We start from the raw sequence: 20,603 nt of genomic DNA, 5'->3' as shown, positions 1-20,603 counted from the left end.
TGACCAGCGCCAAGTGGAACGACGCGGCCAACGCGGCAGCGGGCGCCGGCGGCCTCACCGGCAACGGCGACGGCAAGACCAGCGGCACCAGCTACGGCGCTCAGGTCGAGATCTGGTTCTGATTCGTCTTTGAGCGAGAGCGGCCGATGTGCGGGAGGCCTCCCGCACAGGTGCATTGGGCCTCGCAGGCGTTCGCCCGCGAGGCCTTCTTTTTGAATCCTGTCGATTCGACCAAGGAGCGTCGCATGGCTTCAATGTCTTGCGTGGCCCGCCGGGCATGCCTGCCCGTGCTGCTGGGCTGGTCCCTTCTTCCACTCGCGCTGCCGGCAACGGCGGTTTCGCCGCCGGCGCGGCCGCGCATCGCGTTCGTCAGCCACGCGCCTGACAGCGACACCTGGTGGACGACCATTCGCAACGCCATCCAGCAGGCGAGCGAGGACTTCGGCGTGGACGTCGACTACCTCAATCCGCACGACGGCAGCATCCAGGAGATGGGCCGCATCCTGAACGGCCTGTCGACGCAGCGCTATGCGGGCGTCATCACCACGCTGGCCGATGCGCGAGGGCTGGCTCCGGCGCTGCACCAGGTCGTCGGCATCGGGCACATGCCGCTCATCACCGTCAACTCCGGGACCGGCGAACAGAGCAAGCAGGCCGGGGCGATGCTGCACATCGGCCAGCCGGAGTTCCAGGCCGGGCTGGAAGCCGGGCAGCGTGCGGCGAAAGAGGGCGTGCGGTCTTTCGTGTGCTTGAACCACTATGCGAGCAGCGCCGCATCGCATGAACGCTGCCAGGGTTTCGCGCAGGGGCTGGGCTTGCCTGTGTCCGCCACGGCCGAGCTGGAGCTGTCGGGCAATGCGGCCGAGATGCAGCAGCGCATCGTCCAGTATCAAGTGGCGAATCCGCAGGTGCAGGCCTGGCTGGCGCTGGGGCCCACCTCGGCGCATCCGGCGATTGCCGTGATCCGCGCGATGAAGTCCGGTGCGAACGCGCCACGGCGTCCGTATTTCGTGAGCTTCGATGTGTCGCAGGAGATCGTCGGCGGCATCAAGGATGGCGTGGTGGCCTTCGCCATCGACCAGCAGCCGTATGCGCAAGGCTACCTGTCGGTGGCACTGATGGGCGAGTACTTGCGGCAAGGCGCCCCGGCGTCAGGCCTGGGGCTGGTGAAGTACACGGTCTACGCCCAGCCCCGGCTGCATGCGCGCATGTCGAAGTACGGCATCGAGCTCAAGCCGTCCAACGGGCGCGACATCAATTCAGGCCCGGGCTTCGTGACCCGGGCCAATGTCGAGAAGGTCGAACGGTTCAGCGGGCAATACCGCTGAGCGGGCCCGGGCAGCTCAGATCGCCTCGGGCTGCCCGCTCCCGAGCGACTTCGTGATCGCCAGTGTGATGCGCGTGGCCTCGGTCGCGTCGTTCAGCGTGAGCGGCAGCGAGGCTTCGCCGCGGCAGGCGGCCACGAAGGCTTCCATCTCGCGCAGGAAGGCTTCGGCGAAACGCTCGTAGAAGTCGGCCACGGACTGGTGGCCCACGCCGGTGGAGTCCGACAGCAGCACGCGGTCTCGCGCCGCACCGGCACCCACCAGCAGCTTGCCTTGCGTGCCCATCACCTCGGTGCTGGTCTCGTGCCCATGGGCGAAGGTGCGAGAGGCATAGACCACTGCACGCTGGCCGGTCTCGAACTCGACCACGGCCAGGCCGTTGTCCACGTCGCCCATGGCCTTCAGTTCAGGGTGGACGGCGATGCTGCCCGTGGCGAAGGCACGGGTGGCGCGCGGCTTGCCCAGCAGCCAGCGGGCGAGGTCCACGTCGTGCACGCTGCAGTCCATGAAGATGCCGCCCGAGGTCGGCGCGAACTGCAAGAAGGCGCCGGTGGGGTCCAGCCTGTCGCAGGTCTGCGATCGCACGAGGAAAGGTTCTCCGATGCGGCCCTCGTCGATCATGCGGCGCGTGTTCTGGTAGCTGGCGTCGAAGCGCCGCACGAAACCGACCATGGCGACAGGTGCACCGGGTTGCGCGGCCAGTTGCTCCAGGCGGATGCAATCGTCCAGCGTCAATGCCAGCGGCTTCTCGACGAAGACGGGCAGGCCGCGGCGCAGCACGGTTTCCACCTGCTGCGCGTGCAGCGTGCTGGGCGTGGCGAGCACGACGGCGTCCAGCCCGGGGTGGTCGAGGAATTGGTCGAAGTTGGAGTAGCCGGCCTGCACGCCGAGATCGCTCTCGGCACGCGCCAGCTCCGCGGCCACGGGTGAGCAGGCGGCCACCAGATCGCAATGAGGAATGCGGTGCGCCAGGTTGTCGGCATGCCGCCAGCCCAGGCGGCCCAGGCCGGCGATGCCGACCTTCAAGGAGGAAGACTTCGATGACATCGTCGAACTCGCATGAGAGGAGTGATGACGAAGTCTAGGAGCCGTGCGAGCCGAAGGTCTCTGGTGGATTCCTGGTGGAAATGGTTTTCCGTTTTTCGAAGTGACACGAACCCGGCCAGGCCGACGTTGGGGCCGGCCGGGCATGTATTCACCTCACTGCTTCGTCAACCGCCACAGCTGGTTCTGCCCGCCGCTGCAACTCCACTGCTGGATCTTCCCGGCGTCGTTGGTGCTCCAGTCGGCCACGTCCAGGCACTTGCTGCTGGCCTGGTTGCGGACGACCCAGGTCGTGGGGTCGTTGCCCTGCGTGAAGCTGAAGCGCTGCGCGTTGGTGCCGTTGTCGGTGTAGATCTGCACCTTCGCGCCGTCCGCGGTGGAGGCTGCGGCGATGTCGACCGCCTTGCCCGCGTTCGGATTGATCAGCCGGTACCAGCCGCCCCCCATGTTCGTCAGCGTGAAGCGCTGCGCGCCGGTGCCGTTGCACTGGTACTGCTGGACCTGCGCGCCGTTGGCGGTGGAGGCGCCGGCCACGTCCACGCACTTGCCGCTGTAGGCCGAGGTGATGACGTAGGTGCCGTCCTGGATGCCCGAGGGCGGCGGGCTGCTCTGGGACAGCAGCTGGTAGAACTCGTAGGGCTTGGTGTTCACCAGGCTGAAGTTGTTGTAGTCGTTGCCACCGGGCATGTCGCGCTGCAGCGCCCAGTAGGCGAGCAGGCCCAGGCCCTTTTGCTGCGCGAAGGTGGCCAGTTGCGACGCATCGGACTGGCGGAAGACTTCGCTCTGGTCGTCGTTCACGCCGATCATCGGCGTGTTGCCTTGCATCGCCCAGATCTGCGAATCGCTCAGCTCGGGGTAGATGCCCTTGAGCTGCCCGAACAGCGAGTTGGCCGCGGCAATGGCCTTGGCGCCCATGCTCTGGCTGTTGTTGCCGTCGTAGTAGTCCATGGTCATGAGGTTGACGATGGACACCTTGACCCCCGCGGCCTTGGCGCTGCGCACGATGCGCAGGCCGTTGGATTCGAGGCCGCCCGGCGTGGCAGCCAGCGTGAACGACACGTAGAGCTCGGGGTAGGCGGTCTGCAGGCGCTGGATGACGCGGTTGCGGCGACCGTCCAGGCCCGCGTTGCCCGACTGCCCGCCTTCCACGTCGAAGTCGATGGCGCGCGAGCCGGTGGAGCGCAGCAGGTTGTCGATGATGTTGACCATCCCGTCATCGGAACAGGCGGCTTCGAGGTACGTGCCTGACGCACCACCGAACGACAGGATGACCTTGCCGCCGGCCGCGCGGAAGTTGGCGACGTCGGTCTTGGCCGAGCCGGCAAGCACGGCCTCGATGCCGCCGCCCAGCGAGCAGCCGTTGCCGGCGATGCCGAAGGCGAGGGTGGCCGCCGTCACGCCGCCCTGGTTGCGGGCGGTCATCAGGCTGTTCGGGTTCTGGCTGCTGCCATAGGCCCAGGTCTCGAAGTAGGGCGCCACGGTGGGGCCGGCGAAGGCGGCCGGAACGAGCGCAGCGGCCGCACAGATGGCGGCGAGCGTTCGGGTGAAATGCTTGCAGGCGGTGTTCTTCATGGAGTCTCCAAAAGGCAAGTGAGGTGGGATGGACTCGGCTCGCGGGCAGGGCGATGCCTGCCGCGGCGGGTCTCTTGGTCGTGTGGAACCGTGCCGAAGGAATTGGAATTACTGGACCGGGTCGAAGCGCCAGCGCGTGTTGTCGCCGCCGCAGTCCCACTGCTGCACTGCGGCGCCGTCCAGCGTCGATGCGCCGGCTACGGCCAGGCACCTGTTGCTGTGGGAGGCGCGCATGTAGAAGTAGCCGCCGCCCTGGTCTTCGAGCCGGAACTGTTGGTTGGCGCCTCCGGTGCAGGTCCATTGCTGCATGGCCGCGCCATTGGCGGTGCTCACGCCGGCCACGTCGGCGCATTTGTTGCTCAGCACCGAGCGCAGCTGCCACAGGCCGTTGCCGCTGCTCGTCGCGATCCACTTCTGGTTGGCGCCGCCGCCGTAGCTCCACTGCTGCAGCAAGGCGCCGTCGCTGGTGGACACGTCGCGCACGTCCAGGCTGCGGTTGCTGTTCTTGGCCATCAATGCGTACCGTTGGCCAGACACCGGCAGGCCCGGCACCACGCCGCCAGTGCTGTCCTCGAACTGCAGCCAGTCGATGTTGGCCACGCCGTTGCCGCCGCGCGCCACGAGGTAGAGGTTGTGCACGCCGGACGTGCGCTGGATGGGCGTCACGACCTCGTGGAAGGTCGTCCATCCACCGGTGCTGGGCACGGTCACCGTGCCGACTTGCGCGCCCGTCGGGCTGTCCAGCCGAACCTCGATGGTCTTGCCGGCATAGGCTGCATCCACCGCGAGATTCAGCCGGATGCGGTCCATGCCTGCACCGAAGTCGAGGTCGATGTAGCGCAGCCAGTCGCCGGCATCCAAGCTGCCCACGCCGGTGCTGTCGAAGCTCACGCCGCTTTGCGAATAGAAGTGTTCTGCCTCCAGCTTGCTGGCGGCGTTCCAGCGGCCTTCATACGGCAAGGGGCGGATGAGGCTGTTGCTGCCCGTGAGCGCCGCCTTGAACACCGCATTGAGCATGCTGTTGGGCACCATGTTCAGCTCGGTGTCCCAGCTGCGCCACCTGGCTTCGATGGTGGCGTAGCTGTCGGTGGCCACGTTGGGCTTGGCCGAGTCGGCGTTGCTGTGGTTGTACAGCGCCCAGTTGCCGACGTTGGTGCCCTTGTAGGTCCAGCTCGTCCAGTGCCAGCCCACTTCGTTGTAGCGGCGCAGTGCGTATTCCCAGCTGCTTTGCAGGTTGAACAGCATGAACTCGCCGACGTAGTGCGGCACGTTGTACGCGAGGTATTGCTTCTCCTGGTTGACCTTGGACTCGACGAAGTCCACCTGCGCCTGGTAGTTCGATTCGTTGTTCCAGTTGTAGTAGTGGAACTCGTAGATCACGTTGGTCCAGCCGTAGTCGCTGGGTCGTGTGATGGCAGTCCAGTCCCAGATGCCTTCCATGATCACGATGTGGTTCGGGTCCGCCGCACGCAGTTCGCGGTAGATGTGGTCATACATGTCCAGCACCGGTCGCGTGGCCGGACTGGGGTAGTTCAGCGACGGTTCGTTGAGCACGTCGTAGCCGGCCACGGTGGACTCGTCACGGAAGCGCGTGGCCAGCTCGCGCCAGAAGGTGAGCGTCTGCGCCTGGTAGGTGCTGTTGTTCCACAGTGCACCCGAGCCGCCGATGCGGCCGCTGTGGTCGGCGCCGTTCTGCGAGCCGGGGGCGCCATGCAGGTCGAGGATGACGTACATGCGGTACTTCTTCGCCATCGCCACCACCCACTCGATGCGACGGAAGTCGATGCGCCCGGAGGAATCGCGCTTCCAGGTGCCGTCCTCGTTCATGTGGTTGAGGTAGTAGATGGGCAGGCGCACCGCGCTCATGCCGAGGTTGGAGAGGATGCGGAAGTCCTTCTCCTGCAGCCAGCTGTCCTGGTAGGCGTTGATGAGGGCGTCGCGGCCTGCATCGCCGAAGCGCTGGCTGAGGGTGCGGCGCATGGTGTAGTCGTCGCTCGCACCCACGAGCGGCGACATCCACGACTCGTGCACCTGCCAGCCGCCGAGGTTCACGCCGCGCAGGTAGACGGGATCGCCCGTGCCGTTCTGGTTGCGGACGACGCGGCCGTCGACCTTGAGGAAGTTGCTGTGTGCCCAGACGCTGCCGGGCAGTTGCAGCGCCAGGGCTGCGAGCAGGCATGCGGCAGCGCGCGACGCAGCCCGCAAGGGCTGTTGCGAAGAGGTGGACATGGTTGTCTCCGAGCGTGGTGAGAGGGGCCGCAGTGTGCGTCTGTCGGCCGCTGTGTGGAATCGGTTCCACTTTTGCTGCGGATTATTGTCTTCGGCGCGAACTCGTCAAGTTTTTGCGAACAAGGGTTTACGCGAGTTACAGGTATGGGCGGTGCACTAGGCTAGTTTTGATGGCGACCTCCGGACAGACCCTGAGTCGTCAGCGCGGTGCGAAGCAGTCACCGACGTTTCCGATCTGGCTAAAGGTCGAGCGGGCAGGTTCATTGATCGGCCCGACGGCTGCTCCAACACTGCGCGGACCGAGGAGACAACCAACATCTCTTGTTCGCGGCGTTCACCCGAGTGATGCGCCCTTTGGAGGGACAGATGAAGCGCTTGCTGAATGGACTTCTTGTGCTGGTCGCTGCAGCACCATTGGGAATGCATGCGCCAGCCCATGCGGCTGCGGGGGTGATCGACAACTTTGAGATCGTGTCCACCGCTGCCGCATTCGGCGGCGCGACGCCGCCAGGGGCGGCAGGCCCCTATGTGCTCATCACTGCCATCGCTCATGGCAAGCTCGATCCGGCGCATGCATTGAATGCCGGCATCGTGGACCTGGCCAACGCTCCCCGCGATGCCAACGGGCTCGTCTCCTACTCGACCGACGTGCTGATCCTGCGCCCCCAGTCCGCAGCCAACGCGACCAGGCTGCTCTACTACGACGTGGTGAATCGCGGCGGCAAGTTGGGGCTGGGCGATTTCGTTGGAGGAGATCTCGTGGCCGGCACGGTGCCGCCTGCGACTTTTCCGTCCCTGCTGCAAAAGGGCTACACGCTCGTCTGGAGCGGGTGGCAGGGCGACATCCCGCAAAGCGGTGACAGCCTTCATGGCGCCGTGGGCACCGCCTTTCCAACCGCCAAGAATGCGGATGGGACCGAGATCACTGGCTTGACCACCCAGGAGTTCATCGGGTCCGGGACCACGATGCGGCTCAGCTACAAGCCAGCCTCGTTGACGGACTTCTCGGAAGTCAAGTTCAGCGCACGCCAGTCCTGGTACAACAGCAATCACCAGTTGGGCTATCGGACGTCCTATTCCGCTGCAGTCAGCGACTGGAAGTACGTCGCCAATTCCGATGGCAGCTACTCCGTCTCTTTCACGCCGCCCCAGTTCGTGCCGGACGAACACAACGTCAGCGTGAAGCCGGACGCCGGCACCATCTACACCTTTGTCTATCGAGCCAAGCAGCCGCGCGTCAACGGCATTGGCTTCGCCGCCGTGCGCGACCTGGTGTCCTACCTGAAAAACCTGCCGGCCGATGCGCAAGGACACGCCAACCCGCTGCGCGACATGTTGTCGGCCCGATGCATCGTGGCCAGTTGCTCCAGCAATCCGCCGACGAACTTCGACGTGGCGGTCGCAGCCGGTGAATCGCAGTCCGGCCGCTTCCTGAAGGACTTCCTCTACCAGGGTTTCAACGTCGACAAATTCGGCAAGATCGTTTTCGACGGGATGCTGCCGATCATTTCCGGTGCCAAGCGAACCTGGGTCAACCAACGCTTCTCGCAGCCCGGTGCGACAACGACGGCGCACTCTGATCATTGGCAACCGGGGGATCAGTTTCCTTTCACCTACGGCGTGCTGACCGATCGTTATTCCGGCGTGTCCGACGGCATCCTCAAGAAGTGCCTGGCGACCGCCACCTGCCCCAGGATCTTGCACGTCGACAGTTCGGTGGAGTGGTGGCAAGGGCGCGGATCGCTGGTCGTGACCGACGACCATGAGAATGACCTGGCGCTGCCTTCCAATGTGCGCGTCTACCTGATTGCCGGCGCGAAGCATCAATCGGGCGTGGGCGTCAGAACCGGGATCAACACCTTGCCAGCGTCGACGAGCGCGTGCCTGTTTCCGACAGTCAACATCAAGACAGCGACGGTGTGGCGCGCGCTGCTGTCGAGGTTGACGGACTGGGTGACTGTCGGCGCGGTGCCTCCGTCCTCGGTGCACCCCACGGTCGCGGGCGGGGCGATCCGCATGACACCAACCCAGACCAACTACGCTTTCCCAGCGGATGTCACCAACGTCAAGGTGCCCATCGGTGACGCAGCCACGCCGACGGTCATCAATGGCGCGCACGTCGGCTACTACAACCAGATCTACACCACCGACTACTTTCCCGCCAGTGGCCAGGCCGAGCCGATCGTGGATTTCACCAAGGGCTATGTCCAGCACGTTCCCAAGCTGGACAGCAATGGCAATGAGATGGGCGGCATCATCACGCCCGAAGTCAAGGTGCCTGTGTCGAGTTACGTGGGTTGGAGCCTGCGCAAGAATGGATTCGCTGTCGGCGAGAGCTGTGGCCTTGAGGGATCCTCCGTTCCGCTGGCGGTCAATGCATCCGTCAAATCAGCCGGTGACAAGCGCGCCACGCTGGCTGACCTCTATCCCACGCGGTCGGACTACATCGCCAAATACCGGGCGGCCGCGAACGACTTGCAGGCCTTGGGGTTCATCCTCCCGCTGGACAACCAGAACTGGTACCAGCCGGCACCGACGAACATTTCCTCGAACCTGATTCCCAACCCATGAGCCACGGGCTCATGGTCAGCGGGTCAAAGGAAACGCCGGGTGGCCAGGCCTTGCAACCCGCCGCCTTGCAAGGCGTGCAGGAACGCATCCACCGGCGCCTGCACGTCCGCAGCATCGGCTTCCCAGCGCGATGCGAGTTGGCGCAGCCCGTCGCGGGTGCTTCGTGTGAGCGTGCCTGACAGCGGATCGTCGGCCACGGCCATCAGGCGTTGCGCATACATCAGCCGCGCCTCGTCGCTGGCACCCACCAGCGACAGCAGCGAGCGCATCGCCCGGTCGAAGCTGCTGGCGCTGGGCGGCTGCGCGCCGCCGCCTTGCGCATACCAGGCGCACAGGTACTCGATGGGACCCAGGCTGCGCATGCTCGACGCGCCTGACGAGCCCCACGCCGGCCGCCGTCCGCTGGGCACGCGGCCGCTGCGCAAACCCTCGACCAGCGCGCTGGCCACCGCGCGCCGCGCAGGCGGAGCGGCCCGTTCACCGACCGTGCACAACACGCCCAGCAAGGCGGGGTAGAGCTCGTCCCCCAGGGCCACGCACAAGCGTTCCAGCAGCTCCACGCGAGAGGCTGCATCCGGCAGGTGCGCACAACCATCGATGAGATGCTGCGCCGCTGCGCGCCAGTCAGGTCGCGGGCGAAGGGACAAGGCAGGGGAGGGCGTCATCAGGTGGAATTCAGGCCGAAGCCTCGCGGCTCAGCGCGAGCCGTCGGCCGAGTCGCACAGTGCGGCGATGAAGTCGCGCTCGATGTCGTCGATGCTGCGGCGCGCATCGTGCGGGCTCACGTGCAGCGCCTCGCTGGTGGCGTCGGCGCCCGCATCCAGCCACGCAGCGGCGCTGTCCGTGCTGCGTTGTCCGGCCCGCGCCGCCTCCACGCCCTGCGAAGAGGGAGCGAGCGAGCCGACGCCGAGCTGGTAGGGATGGATGCTGGACATGGTCGTGAACCGGTGTGGGGGTAACGATAGCGGGTCGCTTGGGCGGCGTGCAGTCCGGGTGGACCCGAGCTAGGGTCCACCCCAGCTGCCGCGTCAGGCGCGGCCGTGGTGAGGGTGGTGGCCGCCGTTGAGCACGAGCTTGAAGCTCACGTCCACGTCGAGGGTCAGCTTACCGTGGCCGCCGCCCCAGTGGTGGTTGGTGGGGCCGCCGCGGCCCGCCAGCGAGCCCAGGAACGCACCGATGAAGGTGACGGACAGCAGCCCCGCCAGCAGCTGGAAGGCGCCGCCGAAGCGGTCCTTGAGCTGGCCGGCCTTGGTCAGGTCGGTGCCGTTGATGAAGGACTGGTCCACCTGGCGCAGGCGGCCTTGCGCATCGAAGCCGACGAAGCCCTTGCCGTAGGAGTTCTCGTAGATGGTGTTGCCGTCGGCCACCACCGCGTCGAGCAGTCCGCCCCAGCCCTTGGCCTCGTCGAAGTGCAGGTCACCCACGGTGTTGGTGTCCACGCCGGTGATGTGCACGCCGTAGTCGCCGTTGGTGATGGTGACCTTGGAGGCCAGCGTGGCACCCGGGTTGGCGGCCCAGGGCGTGGTCTGGATGGTGACCTTGGTGCCGTCGTCCAGCGCGAAGGTGGTGGTGCCCCAGAAGTCGAACGCATGCTGGCCGTCCACGTTCACGTGCGGGTCGCCCCAGACCTGGTAGTCCTCGCCGGTGTTCTTGTTGTGGATGTTCACCGAGTTGTCGTCGCCGACGGTGATGCGGTAGTTGTCGTTCTCGAACTGCACCTTGCCGCCCACCTTGGTGGTGCTGGCGTGGGTGGGGTTGCCGGGGTCGGTGCACAGGGCACGCGCATCCAGCGTGGCGGTGGCAGAGACGGTGGCGCTCGTGGTGACGGTCATGATCGGTCGCTCCCCTCAGGAGTGGTTGGGCGGCCGCGGCACCCGCGCACGGCCTGGGAGCGAACTTCAACACGTGTGCTTTGTAAAAGCATGTTCGTTCGTGCCCTAGCTCGGGTGCACGCTGTCGGGGTTGGCCCCAGCGTGAGTGGGAGCTCACGCGTTCAAGACGTCACCCACCGGAGAAGGTTCTGGCCAATGTCGGCAGGATGGCCGCGATGCGTTTGGCCAGCAGTTGCGTGAAGCCGTCGGCCAGCGTGGCCAGCAGCAGCATCCAGATCGCGGTGCCCGCCACGCCCTTGATGGACATGGAGATGGCGATCACATTGAGCTGCGGTGCATAGCGGTTGACCAGGCCCAGCGACATGTCCACCGCGAACATCACCACCAGCGCCGGTGCGGCGATGAGGAAGGCCAGCGTCATCAGGTCGGCCAGGTGGTGCTCGAAGACAGGAACGGCGGCCTGCCGGGGCACGATGCTCATCTGCGCCAGCGGCCAGGCGTGGAAGCTTTCCACCACCGTGCCCACGAAGAGCAGCATGCCGCCGCCCATCATGAACATGAAGGTCGCCAGGCGGCCCATGAGCGCACCCGACACCGACACCTGCTGGCCCGACATCGGGTCGGTGAGCTGCGTGTTGCCCACGCTGATCTTGGTGTCCACGATCTGCCCCGCGGCTTCGAAGGCCCACAGGAAGGCCGCGAGCCCGAAGCCCAATGCCAGGCCCAGCATGGACTCCTTGGCGAAGAGGCCAATCCACTGCGATGTGGTGAAGTGCTCCACAGGCACCGCGGGCTGCAGCGCCACGGTGAGCATGCCCATCGCCAGGAAGATGGCGTTGCGCACCAGCGCCGGCACGGTCTCCGGCGCGAACACCGGCAGCAGCAGGAAGGCCACGGCGACGCGGGTGGTCGACAGGCCCAGCAGCAGCGCCAGGTCGCGCAGCGAGTGGATGGCCTCGAACAGCTCCATCGCCGCTAGCGCGCCACCATGCCCGCGAAGTTGCTCATCACGCGGTCGGTGTATTGCAGCAGCGAGCCGCCCAGCAGCGAGGCGGTGACGAAGATGGTGAGCACGATGGCGAAGAACTTTGCCGCGTACTGGAAGGTCTGCTCCTGAATCTGCGTGGCCGCCTGCAGGAAGGCGATGAGCAGGCCCACGATGGCCGCCACGATGACCGGCGGGGCGGAGATGACCAGCACCAGCCACAGGGCCTGGTAGGTGAGCTGCAATGCTTCGCTTTGCGGCATGGAACGATCCCCTCAGTACGACAGCACGAGCCCGTGCGAGAGCTTCACCCAGCCGTCCACCAGCACGAACAGCAGCAGCTTGAAGGGCAGCGACACGGTGGTGGGCGTGAGCATCTGCATGCCCATGGCCATGAGGATGTTGGACACCACCAAGTCCACCACCAGGAAGGGCAGGAAGATGAGGAAGCCGATCTGGAAGGCCGTGGACAGCTCGCTCACGGTGAAGGCCGGCAGCACCACGATGAAGTCGCGCTCGGCCAGTTGCGCACCGCGCTCGGCTGGCAGCGACTTCTGCGCCGTGCGCAGGAAGAAAGCCCGCTCACGGGGATGCGAATGCTTGAGCAGGAACTCGCGCAGCGGCTCCTTGGCGGTGTCCGCGGCCGAGAGCAGCGACTTGGTGCTGCTGCCCAGGCCCTCGATGGAGCCGACCTTGTCGCCCATCTGCTGCCCCACGGGAAACATGACGTAGATGGTGAGCACCAGCGCCATGCCGTTGAGCACGACGTTGGGCGGCACCTGCTGCAGCCCGAGCGCATTGCGCAGCAGGCTGAGCACCACGATGATCTTGGTGAACGAGGTCACCATCACCGCGACGAACGGCGCCAGCGCGAGGATGACGACGGTGACGAGGGCCGACGAGGGCGAGAACTGGGTGAGGTCCATGAATCGCAGCGGTGCCTCAGGCGGGCTGGGCGTCGAGGGTGGTGGCTTGGGTGGGTGCCGGTCTGATGGCAGGAGCGACCCACAGGGCGGCACCGGCCAATGCCGGCATCAGCCTGCCGCGCGCGACGGGCTCGGTGCTGCCGGGTGGCAGCAGGTGCGCGGCCAGCTGGCGGGGCCAGTGGATGGTGGTGTCGTTGCCGGGCAGGCATTGCAGCGGGTGCAGCAACAGGGCATCGGCGAGCACGACGCGCCAGGCCTGCTCGCTTGCGTCCACGGCCTGTGGCGGAACAGCGAGCCGCCACGGCGAGTTCAGGCCCGTGCAGGGCGCGTCCATCGCCATGTCCAAGATGGAGGAGACGAGGCGCAGCGTCCAGTGCGCGTCGAAAGACGGCGGCAGCAACAGCACGCCGCCGTCGTCCAGTGCGTTAGCAGGCAAGGGCGCCGCATCGAAGCGGGCCAGCTCGCAAATGACAGGAATGCGCTCCCACGACACGCCGTGGCCCGAGAGCGCAGGCGGCACCGCGCGAGGCGCAGCCGCCATCCATCGCCAGGGCAGGGCCAGGCGCGATCCCGTGGGCGCGAGCGAGGCATCGGTGATGCTGGCGAGAACCGCCGCATCATCCGACACCTCGGTGCAGGGCGATACGTCCAACACCGCATCACCCCATTGCTCCAGCGCATCGATCAGCCCGTGCGCCGCCTCCACCGCCAGCGCATGCGCCACGGCATCGCGATGCTCATCTGGTGAAGGCAGATCCAGCCGCACACGCCCCCAGGCTGTGTCTGCCGCAAAGCGCAGCATGCTCATACGACTCGTCCTCCCACCACCATCTTGATGAGGTGCGTCACCGACTGCGCCTCCAGCTTGTCCATCACCCGCTTGCGGTGCAGCTCCACCGTCTTGATGCTGATGCCCATGAGGTCGGCGATGGTCTTGTTGAGCTTGTCCTCCACCACCCAGGCCAGCAGCTCCTTCTCGCGCGGCGTGAGCCGGGCCAGGCGCTGCTGCCATTGGCGGTGGGCGTCGTCGCCGGCTTCCTCCACGGGTGCGGCTTCGTGCCTGGAGAAGGCGCGGTCCAGCGCCTCTTCCAGCGCTGCATCCGCGAACGGTTTTTCCAGGAAGCTCACCGCCCCCTTTTGCATCGCCTGCACCGCCAGCGGCACGTCGCCGTGGCCGGTCATGTAGATCACCGGCAGCTTCAGGCCCTGCTCGTGCAGCCGGTCGTGCAGGTCCAGGCCGCTCATGCCGGGCATGCGCACGTCCAGCAGCAGGCAGGCCGGGCCTTCCGGCGGACTGGCCTGGAAGGCGTCCAGCGCATCGGCCGGATCGGCGAAGTCCACCACCTCGTAGCCGGCGCTGGCCAGCCACCATTGCGCGGAACTGCGGAACTCCGCGTTGTCGTCGACGATGAAGATGGTGCGTGTGCTCATGGGGTCCTCATGCAGGTGAAGAGCTCGGGGCAGGCAGCGGCGCGGGCCGCGCGGTGGGCTCGGTGGACACGGGCAGCGCCACGTGGAAGGTGCAGCCGCGCGCGTCGCCGCCGGCCGGCTCATGGTCGTTCGCGCTGAACCACAGCCGGCCCTGGTGCAGTTCCACGAAGGAGCGGCAGATGTTCAGCCCGATGCCCATGCCGTTGGGCTTGGTGGACTGGAAGGGCACGAACAGGCGCTGCCTTGCGTCTTCCGGCAGGCCGCAGCCGTTGTCGCGCAAGGCGAGCACGGCCTCGCGGCCGCCGCGCTCGATGCTCAGGCGAAGCACCAGCTTTCGCGAGGGCTGGCCGTCGTCGCCGGGCGGGTTGTCGCGCATGGCTTCCAGGGCATTGCGCAGCAGGTTGACGAAGAGCTGCTGCAGCATCACCTCGTCGCCGATGACGGGGCAAGGGCCATCCACCAGGTGCAGCTCGGTGGCCACGCCGTCGCGCTGCAGTTCCCAGTCCAGCAGCGCGAGCGATTCGCGCAGCACCAGCACCAGGTCCAGCGCATCGCGGCGCGGCTGGCGCGAATGGGTGTACTCGCGGATGCGCGCGATGATTCGCGAGGCGAAGAGCGACTGGTCCAGCGCGAGCTGCACGCCTTGCAGCAGCGTGGCCTTGTCGTCGGCCATGGCCTGCCGCTCAATGCGCATGCGGATGCCGCGCAGCACGTTGGCCACCGTGCCGATGGGCTGGTTCAGCTCGTGCGCGAGCGTGGAGGCCATCTCGCCCACCGAAAGCGCCCGCGAGGTGAAGAGCAGCTTCTCGCGGTCTTCCAGGTGGCGGCGTGCGGCACGCTCGCGCTCCTCGTCGTCGCCGGGCTCGTCCATCAGCCGCAGGGCGACGAGGCCGTGCCGCACGATGGTGGCCTGCACGTCCATGCTGCCGGGCTGGGGCCGCCACTGCACCACCTTCGAGTTCGGGCCGCTGCGCATTTCGATGGCAGCGCTCGGCTGGCGGCGCGAGGGCTTGCCCGGCGTTCCGTCCCAGCGCTGGCCGTCGCCGTGCGCGCCGGCCAGGGCATTCATGGCGGCCTGCAGGCCCGGCAGGCGCTGCTCCAGTTCGGCCACCGGAGATTCATGCGTTGCGCAGCAATGCGCTTCGAAACCCGGGCTGCACCAGCGCAGGCACTGGTGCGTCAGGTCCAGCAGCGCGCTGCCGCGGTCGAAGGCGTCCAGGGCGAGGGTGGCGCCGTCCTTGAGAGCGAGGTCGCCCGGCGCGAAGTTGTGGCGAGGATGCGTGTTACGAGACATCGTGACGTTGTTGTTCATGGACTGCTGGCGGACTCCACGCCGGGCAAAGAAGCGCGAGCACGCTCCATTGCCCGCCCAATGCGTGTCGGAAGCGCCGGGCGTCGCCGATGTCCAGGCAGGCGCCGGCCGCTTCCAGGAGAGAGTGAGACGGTGGTGCGAGGCGCAGCAGCAAAGGCGCTGCGCTGCGCTCGGTGGTTCGTGAACGCCAGCGCGGGCCATCGCCTTCGCGGTGCAGCCGCCACGCGGACCACTCGGCTGCGCCCTGGGCGCCGGGCCACCAGCGGGCGGAGAAGGCATGCACCGTGGCCTTGGCGCCGCACAGGAGGTGCGCACGCGCTGGTGCTCTGCCCGGCTTCGGTGACGTCGCGGGGACCAGCAGCAGCACGCAGCGGCGCTGATCGAGTTCGCGCAAGGCGGCACGCTGCCCGGCGTCGACGAGGCGCAGGTGCAAGCTGGCGTAGTCGGGGTCGTCGACGGCCAGCATGCCGTCGTCGCCATTCGGTGGTTCTTCGTCGGCAACGGTCTCGGGCTCTGGCGACTGCGCGTGGTGTTGGCGTTCGTGGTCTTCCAGCCAGTCCGCCTGTTGCCATGTCTCGTGGCGGGACTGGCTCGCTCGTGGCTCCTCGCGCGTGGGCACGGCCGGCGTGCGTTGCATCTGCGCAGGTTGCGCGTGCAGGCTGCTCACTTGCGAGGCCATCAGCACCGCATCGGCGGCTCGCTCGAACGCGGCGGCGGCTTCGGGGCGGACGGCATGCATTGCCAGCGCCGGTGTGCTCGTGCCTGCGGCGGCGGTCGGCGCGAGGCCACGGGGCGTTGCTGCAGCTTCGAGCGACATCGACGCATTGCTTCCCGCCGGCTGCATGCCGGGGTTCGGACTCGCGGTCGCGGCGCGCTGCGCCACCAGATGCGCGGTCTCGCTGGCGAGCGGCGCATGCTGGGCCACCGCACCGTGAGGGTTGGCACCCTGCGCGGCCAGCTGCGCGAGCGTGCCGCGTCCGGGGTCAACGGGCAAAGCGGTTTCGTGACCGGCTGCGACGGCATGCGGCATCGGTGTCGTGGGCATGGCGCGTGCGGCGGATTCAGCGGGCGCGTCGCGAGGCGACTCCATCGCCGGCCCCGTCCCTGGCTCCTGCGCAGGCAGTCCGCTCGGGGGCTCCTCGCCCAGCAGTGCGCGCACGGCCTGCAAGGCCGCGTCCGCCGCACCGGAGATGGCCTGGATCGGGTCCATCGCGCCGGCTCGCCGCGTCAGTTGTTGGCCGCCGCCGCGGGCACCATGACCTCGAAGCGCAAGCCGTGCTCATCCAGCCTGAGCGCATCGGGATCGATGCCCAGCAGTTCGCGCAGGTAGCCCCGCGCCGCCTGCCGCACATGCAGGATGGCCGCCGCGCCTTGCGTGCGTGCTTGGGCCTGGCTTTCTCCGACCAGCACGCCCAGCACGGCGAGTTGCTCGAACAAGGTCTGGCGTTCGCGGGCGCCGGCGGACTGCCATGCCGCGTGTCGGCCGATCACGTGGCGCATCTGCCGCTCGACCAGGGCCAGCTGCGCCTCGTTGATGTGCAGGTTCTGCAAGGCCGCAAGGTTGGCGAGCACGAAGTAGGCGGCCGCCGCGCCCACGTCGTCCACCGGCAGGCCGCGCTGCACCTTGGTGCGGTAGTGCGCGAGGCAGCGCAGGTACATCGCCTGGGCCTGCGCCCGTGCCTTGGGGCTGCCGTGGCTGCGTGCGAGCAGGGCCGGGGCAGCGGGCTCCTTCGCGGGCTCGATGGTGAGGGCCGGGGCAGCTTCGCTTGCATCCCCCAGGCCGCTGAGCGCCTGCCCCAGCAGCTGGCCCAGGCGCTGCGCCATCTCGGGCGGAAAGTCACTGGCATCGCTGCGGGCTTGTTCAATGCTCATCGTGCTCGTCTTCGTCATGGTGGGTGGAGGTCCAGGTCAGTGCGCCCAGCTCGGCACCGCGTGCGGACAGGCGTTCGCGCAGGCGGCCCAGGGCCATGGGCGAGAGGTCGGTGCGTGTGGCGGTGTGGCCGGTCAAGGCGACGTCGATGCGCGTGCCGATGCGCTGCACGTCGATGGCTGCGAGGGGCAGGCGGGTGTCGGTGAGTTCGACGCTGAGGTGTGCGGTCGTGGGCGAGCCGGCGTGATGCACGGCGGTGCCGTGGCGAAGGCTCGTGCCCATCGCTGCTTCGGTCGGCGATACGGCCGGCGTCGAGACCGGTGTCTGGGGAGGCATGGCTGCCGCGTGCTGGAGAGATTGGGCCGCAATGGGCCACGGCATCGCTGTTTCGTGCGCACCGGCCTCGGGCTTCTCCTCATCTGCGTCATGCGAGGCGCGCTTCAGGGCCTGCTCGAAACGGTCACGCTGCACCGGCGACACCAGTGGCGCCGCCGGCGTGCGCCGCTGCTTGTCGACCTGCGCCGTCGTCACCGGCTTGTCCACGGGGGGCGTCGTCATCGCACGGCCTCCCAGCCTGCCAGGCGCTTGGAGGCATCGAGTTCGCGCTCGGCCCTGGCCGCATCGGCCCACCGGGCGTCGCGCTGCACGCGGTCGCGCAGCATCTGCACGGCCTCGCAGCGCGCCATCTCGCGTTGCCATGCGGCCTGGGCTGCATCGAGCGCGTCCTGCGCCTCGGTCAGGCTTTCCTCATCGTCGATGAGCGCGTACTCGGCGCGCTCCAGCAGGTCGTCCAGCATCTCGCGCCGGGTGCTGGTGAAGATGCCCAGCCGCGGCATGGCCGGCGCATGCTCGTGGCCCGCGCGCTGCACCAGCGAGTGCCGCTCATGGCGCAGGCGTGCCACTTCGGCCTCCCGCGCGGTTACCGCGGCCTGCGCGGCGTCCCGTGTCTCGCGGTGGCGCTGGAAGTCCAGGCGCGCGGCATCCTCGCGCAGTCGGCGCAGCCGCAACAGTTGCGTGAGTTCATCGGTGTGCTTCATCCCGCCACCTCCTTCAATCGAGCCAGGGTGTCGCCGAAGGCCGTGGCCTCGTCCGGCGGCTGGCGCAGCAGCGCCTCGATGGCCGGCCACCGGTCGATGGCGTCGTCGGCCAGCGAATCAGCACCGCTGCGGTACTCGCCCACCTGCAGCAGGAATCGGATCTCGCGGTGCTTGGCCATCAGCGAGCGCAGCCGCGTGGCCGCCTGGCGATGCGCCGGTTCGGTGATGCGGCCGAACACGCGGCTCGTGCTGGCCAGCAGGTCGATGGCCGGGTAGTGCCCGCTGTTGGCCAGCTCGCGCGAGAGCACGATGTGCCCGTCGAGGATGGAACGCACCTCCTCGGCCACCGGGTCGCTGCCGTCCTCGTCTTCGGCGAGCACGGTGTAGAACGCGGTGATGGAGCCGCGCTCGTCATTGCCCGCGCGTTCGAAGAGGCAAGGCAGCTCGGCGAACACCGAAGGCGGGAAGCCCCGGCGCACCGCCGGTTCACCGATGGCCAGGCCGATCTCGCGCAGGGCGCGGGCGGTGCGTGTCACCGAATCCATCAGCAGCAGCACGCGGGCGCCTTGTGCGCGAAAGCCCTCGGCGATCGCGGTGGCGGCTTGCGCAGCACGCAGCCGCTCCATCGCCGGCCGGTCCGAGGTCGCCACCACCACCACCGAGCGCGCCAGGCCTTGCTCGCCCAGGCTTTCGTCAATGAACTCACGCACCTCGCGGCCGCGTTCGCCGACGAGCGCGATCACGTTCACGTCGCTGGACGCCTGCCTGGCCAGCATGCCCATCAGCGTGGACTTGCCGCCGCCGGCCGTGGCGAACACGCCCACGCGCTGGCCTTCGCCGATGGTGAGGGCCGCATCGATGGCACGCACGCCGGTGGCGAACACCTGCTGCACCGGCAGCCGGCTCATGGGGTTGGGCGCACCGGCATGCACCGGTCGCAGCCCACAGTCGTCGAGCGCCAGCGGTCGACCATCCAGCGGCTGGCCGAAGGCATCGAGCACGCGGCCTAGCAGGGTGGGTCCGCAGGGCATCAACGGCGAGTCGGACACGATCTCGACCTGCGCGTCGATGGCCACATCGTTCAGTCCGGCCAGCGGCACCAGCAAGGCATCGCCGTGCGACAGGCCCACCACCTGTGCACGCAGCGAGGCGCCGCGGCCGTCGGTGATGAGGCACTGCTGCCCGATGCGTGCGGACAGCCCGCTCACGCGCAAGGTCGTGCCGAATGCCTGGACAATGCGCCCGCGCTCGGCGATGGGCCGCGCATGCCGCAGCGAGCCGATCAGGTCGGCCGCGGCGTGCGTGGCACGCGGGGTGTCGTCGAACAGGGCGCTCATTCAACAGCCTTGCGCGACTCTTCGCGCAGCGACTGCGCGATGCGCTGCAGCTGCACGTCCAGCCCCGCCAGCCATTCGCCGGCAGGTGTGTCGAACACGCAGTCGGTAGGGTGCAGCGAGGCATCGGCCTTCACCTCGATCTGCGGCAGCGCGGACAGCCTCTGCGCCACGGCGGCCGCAGCCTGCGGGTGCACCCGAACCTTGGCCGCTCGATCGGGCATCAGGTCTTCGCCTGCACGTTGTGCCAGGGCGGCCACGACCTCCTGCGGTGCAAGTTCGGCCGTGATGCGGCGGATGACCTCCAGACTCAGTGCGATCACCGCTTCGCGCAGTTCGCGGGCTTGCAGTTGCGCCGCATCGGCCGCATCGGCCCAGGCCGCTGCGAGACCTTCGCTGGCCTGGCGCAGGCCCTGCTCACGGCCCGCGGCGAATCCGGCACCACGCGCTTGCGCGGCTTCGAGTTCCAGGCGTGCGGCCTGGGCCGAGTGGAGGGCCTGCAACTGGGCGAGCAGATCGACCGCGCTGTGGCAGGCCGTCCACTCGTCGGCCGACAGCCAGGGCTGGTCCACGGCGAGGCTGGTGCCGGCGCTTCGATGGATCGCGAGAAAGCTCATGCAGCGATCTCCTTCAGTTCGAGTGCCGCCCTGGCGGCCTCCACCACGCGCGCCGCGGACTTCGCGTTCAAGGCCCGCAGGCCGGGCCCCGCATCGGGCCACAGCAGCTCGCGCAGGGACTCGCGCAGCACCGGCGACTCCACGCTCGCCAGCAGCCAGTCGCGGCCGGTGGCAAGCAGGCGGGCATCGATGTCGTGCTCGATCGGGTCCAGCGTTTCCATGCCCGTGGCTGCGTCGGCGTCGTCATGGCCGATCAAGGCATCCATCGCCGGTTCGCCGAGCTGCGCGCACAAATGCTTGAGCACGCGGCCATCGATGCAGCGCCGCAGCGCGGCCGCATGCGCGCGGACTCCGGCTGCCACGGCCAGCCGGTTCACCGCAGTGCGCTCGCCCAAGGCCCAGTCGGGCACGAGGGCGAGGTCTCGCCAGGCGATGTCACGGCGGCGTGGTGACATCGCCAGCAGGCGCGCGGCCTGGGTGCGGTGGCGGCGATGGTCCGCAGAAGGCGTGGCGTTCAT

Annotated in this window: 21 protein-coding genes; 2 read left to right on the top strand and 19 right to left on the bottom strand. The window is 68.0% G+C overall.

Annotated elements, in window-relative coordinates; translation table 11 throughout:
• The first annotated feature begins 245 nt into the window (after positions 1-245).
• Positions 246-1,328, top strand: a complete 1,083-nt coding sequence (locus DZC73_RS29115) for a substrate-binding domain-containing protein (RefSeq protein WP_161974804.1) — start codon at positions 246-248, stop codon at positions 1,326-1,328.
• 15 nt (positions 1,329-1,343) lie between these two features.
• Here the strand turns inward: DZC73_RS29115 and DZC73_RS29110 are convergent, their stop codons facing one another.
• From DZC73_RS29110 to DZC73_RS29100, 3 genes are all read right to left on the bottom strand, one after another.
• Entirely contained in the window at positions 1,344-2,372 is a 1,029-nt protein-coding gene (locus DZC73_RS29110) for a Gfo/Idh/MocA family protein (RefSeq protein WP_124543911.1), read from the bottom strand.
• A 153-nt stretch (positions 2,373-2,525) separates the two neighbouring features.
• A complete protein-coding gene (locus DZC73_RS29105) occupies positions 2,526-3,941 on the bottom strand; it encodes an RICIN domain-containing protein (RefSeq protein WP_124543910.1) in 1,416 nt (471 codons plus the stop codon).
• A 108-nt stretch (positions 3,942-4,049) separates the two neighbouring features.
• On the bottom strand, positions 4,050-6,170 hold the full coding sequence (locus DZC73_RS29100; protein ID WP_124543909.1) for an RICIN domain-containing protein: 2,121 nt from the start codon (positions 6,168-6,170) through the stop codon (positions 4,050-4,052).
• A 366-nt stretch (positions 6,171-6,536) separates the two neighbouring features.
• Here DZC73_RS29100 and DZC73_RS29095 point away from each other — a divergent pair, with 366 nt between their 5' ends.
• Positions 6,537-8,741, top strand: a complete 2,205-nt coding sequence (locus DZC73_RS29095; RefSeq protein WP_124543908.1) for an alpha/beta hydrolase domain-containing protein — start codon at positions 6,537-6,539, stop codon at positions 8,739-8,741.
• Between the two features lie 23 nt (positions 8,742-8,764).
• On the opposite strand, the gene DZC73_RS29090 is transcribed toward DZC73_RS29095, so the two are convergent.
• The 16 genes from DZC73_RS29090 to DZC73_RS29015 form a co-directional block, all read right to left on the bottom strand.
• Positions 8,765-9,406, bottom strand: a complete 642-nt coding sequence (locus tag DZC73_RS29090; protein WP_124543907.1) for a hypothetical protein — start codon at positions 9,404-9,406, stop codon at positions 8,765-8,767.
• Positions 9,407-9,436: 30 nt separating this feature from the next.
• Positions 9,437-9,676, bottom strand: a complete 240-nt coding sequence (locus DZC73_RS29085; protein WP_124543906.1) for a hypothetical protein — start codon at positions 9,674-9,676, stop codon at positions 9,437-9,439.
• 93 nt (positions 9,677-9,769) lie between these two features.
• Entirely contained in the window at positions 9,770-10,573 is an 804-nt protein-coding gene (locus DZC73_RS29080; protein WP_124543905.1) for a DUF1521 domain-containing protein, read from the bottom strand.
• Positions 10,574-10,742: 169 nt separating this feature from the next.
• Entirely contained in the window at positions 10,743-11,543 is an 801-nt protein-coding gene (gene sctT, locus DZC73_RS29075) for a type III secretion system export apparatus subunit SctT (protein WP_124543904.1), read from the bottom strand.
• Between the two features lie 5 nt (positions 11,544-11,548).
• Positions 11,549-11,821, bottom strand: coding sequence for a type III secretion system export apparatus subunit SctS (sctS, locus tag DZC73_RS29070; RefSeq protein ID WP_124543903.1), 273 nt, complete (start codon positions 11,819-11,821; stop codon positions 11,549-11,551).
• Positions 11,822-11,833: 12 nt separating this feature from the next.
• On the bottom strand, positions 11,834-12,484 hold the full coding sequence (sctR, locus tag DZC73_RS29065; RefSeq protein WP_124543902.1) for a type III secretion system export apparatus subunit SctR: 651 nt from the start codon (positions 12,482-12,484) through the stop codon (positions 11,834-11,836).
• Positions 12,485-12,500: 16 nt separating this feature from the next.
• Positions 12,501-13,292 carry a hypothetical protein gene (locus tag DZC73_RS29060; RefSeq protein WP_124543901.1) on the bottom strand — a complete coding sequence of 264 codons (792 nt, stop codon included), beginning with the start codon at positions 13,290-13,292 and terminating at the stop codon, positions 12,501-12,503.
• On the bottom strand, positions 13,289-13,915 hold the full coding sequence (locus DZC73_RS29055) for a response regulator transcription factor (protein ID WP_124543900.1): 627 nt from the start codon (positions 13,913-13,915) through the stop codon (positions 13,289-13,291). The genes DZC73_RS29060 and DZC73_RS29055 overlap by 4 nt, the downstream gene beginning before the upstream one ends.
• A 7-nt stretch (positions 13,916-13,922) precedes the next feature.
• A complete protein-coding gene (locus DZC73_RS29050) occupies positions 13,923-15,227 on the bottom strand; it encodes a sensor histidine kinase (protein ID WP_124543899.1) in 1,305 nt (434 codons plus the stop codon).
• Positions 15,199-16,437: a hypothetical protein gene (locus DZC73_RS29045; RefSeq protein WP_124543898.1), complete on the bottom strand. Its 1,239-nt coding sequence runs from the start codon at positions 16,435-16,437 to the stop codon at positions 15,199-15,201. The genes DZC73_RS29050 and DZC73_RS29045 overlap by 29 nt, the downstream gene beginning before the upstream one ends.
• Positions 16,438-16,454: 17 nt before the next feature.
• Positions 16,455-17,099, bottom strand: coding sequence for a DUF6683 family protein (locus DZC73_RS29040; protein WP_124543897.1), 645 nt, complete (start codon positions 17,097-17,099; stop codon positions 16,455-16,457).
• Entirely contained in the window at positions 17,089-17,655 is a 567-nt protein-coding gene (locus tag DZC73_RS29035) for a hypothetical protein (protein WP_124543896.1), read from the bottom strand. The genes DZC73_RS29040 and DZC73_RS29035 overlap by 11 nt, the downstream gene beginning before the upstream one ends.
• Positions 17,652-18,134: a hypothetical protein gene (locus DZC73_RS29030; RefSeq protein WP_124543895.1), complete on the bottom strand. Its 483-nt coding sequence runs from the start codon at positions 18,132-18,134 to the stop codon at positions 17,652-17,654. Before DZC73_RS29030 ends, DZC73_RS29035 begins: the two co-directional genes overlap by 4 nt.
• A complete protein-coding gene (locus tag DZC73_RS29025) occupies positions 18,131-19,471 on the bottom strand; it encodes a FliI/YscN family ATPase (RefSeq protein WP_124543894.1) in 1,341 nt (446 codons plus the stop codon). Before DZC73_RS29025 ends, DZC73_RS29030 begins: the two co-directional genes overlap by 4 nt.
• The gene (locus DZC73_RS29020; protein WP_124543893.1) at positions 19,468-20,085 is read right to left on the bottom strand and encodes a FliH/SctL family protein; all 618 of its coding nucleotides are present in this window, start codon (positions 20,083-20,085) and stop codon (positions 19,468-19,470) included. The genes DZC73_RS29025 and DZC73_RS29020 overlap by 4 nt, the downstream gene beginning before the upstream one ends.
• Positions 20,082-20,603 carry a hypothetical protein gene (locus DZC73_RS29015; protein WP_124543892.1) on the bottom strand — a complete coding sequence of 174 codons (522 nt, stop codon included), beginning with the start codon at positions 20,601-20,603 and terminating at the stop codon, positions 20,082-20,084. Before DZC73_RS29015 ends, DZC73_RS29020 begins: the two co-directional genes overlap by 4 nt.

It is taken from the genome of Rhizobacter terrae, assembly GCF_003852895.1.
Lineage (GTDB): Bacteria > Pseudomonadota > Gammaproteobacteria > Burkholderiales > Burkholderiaceae_C > Albitalea > Albitalea terrae.
The sequence above is the reverse complement of the archived record's forward strand: the minus strand, read 5'-3'. Positions and strand labels throughout refer to the sequence as shown.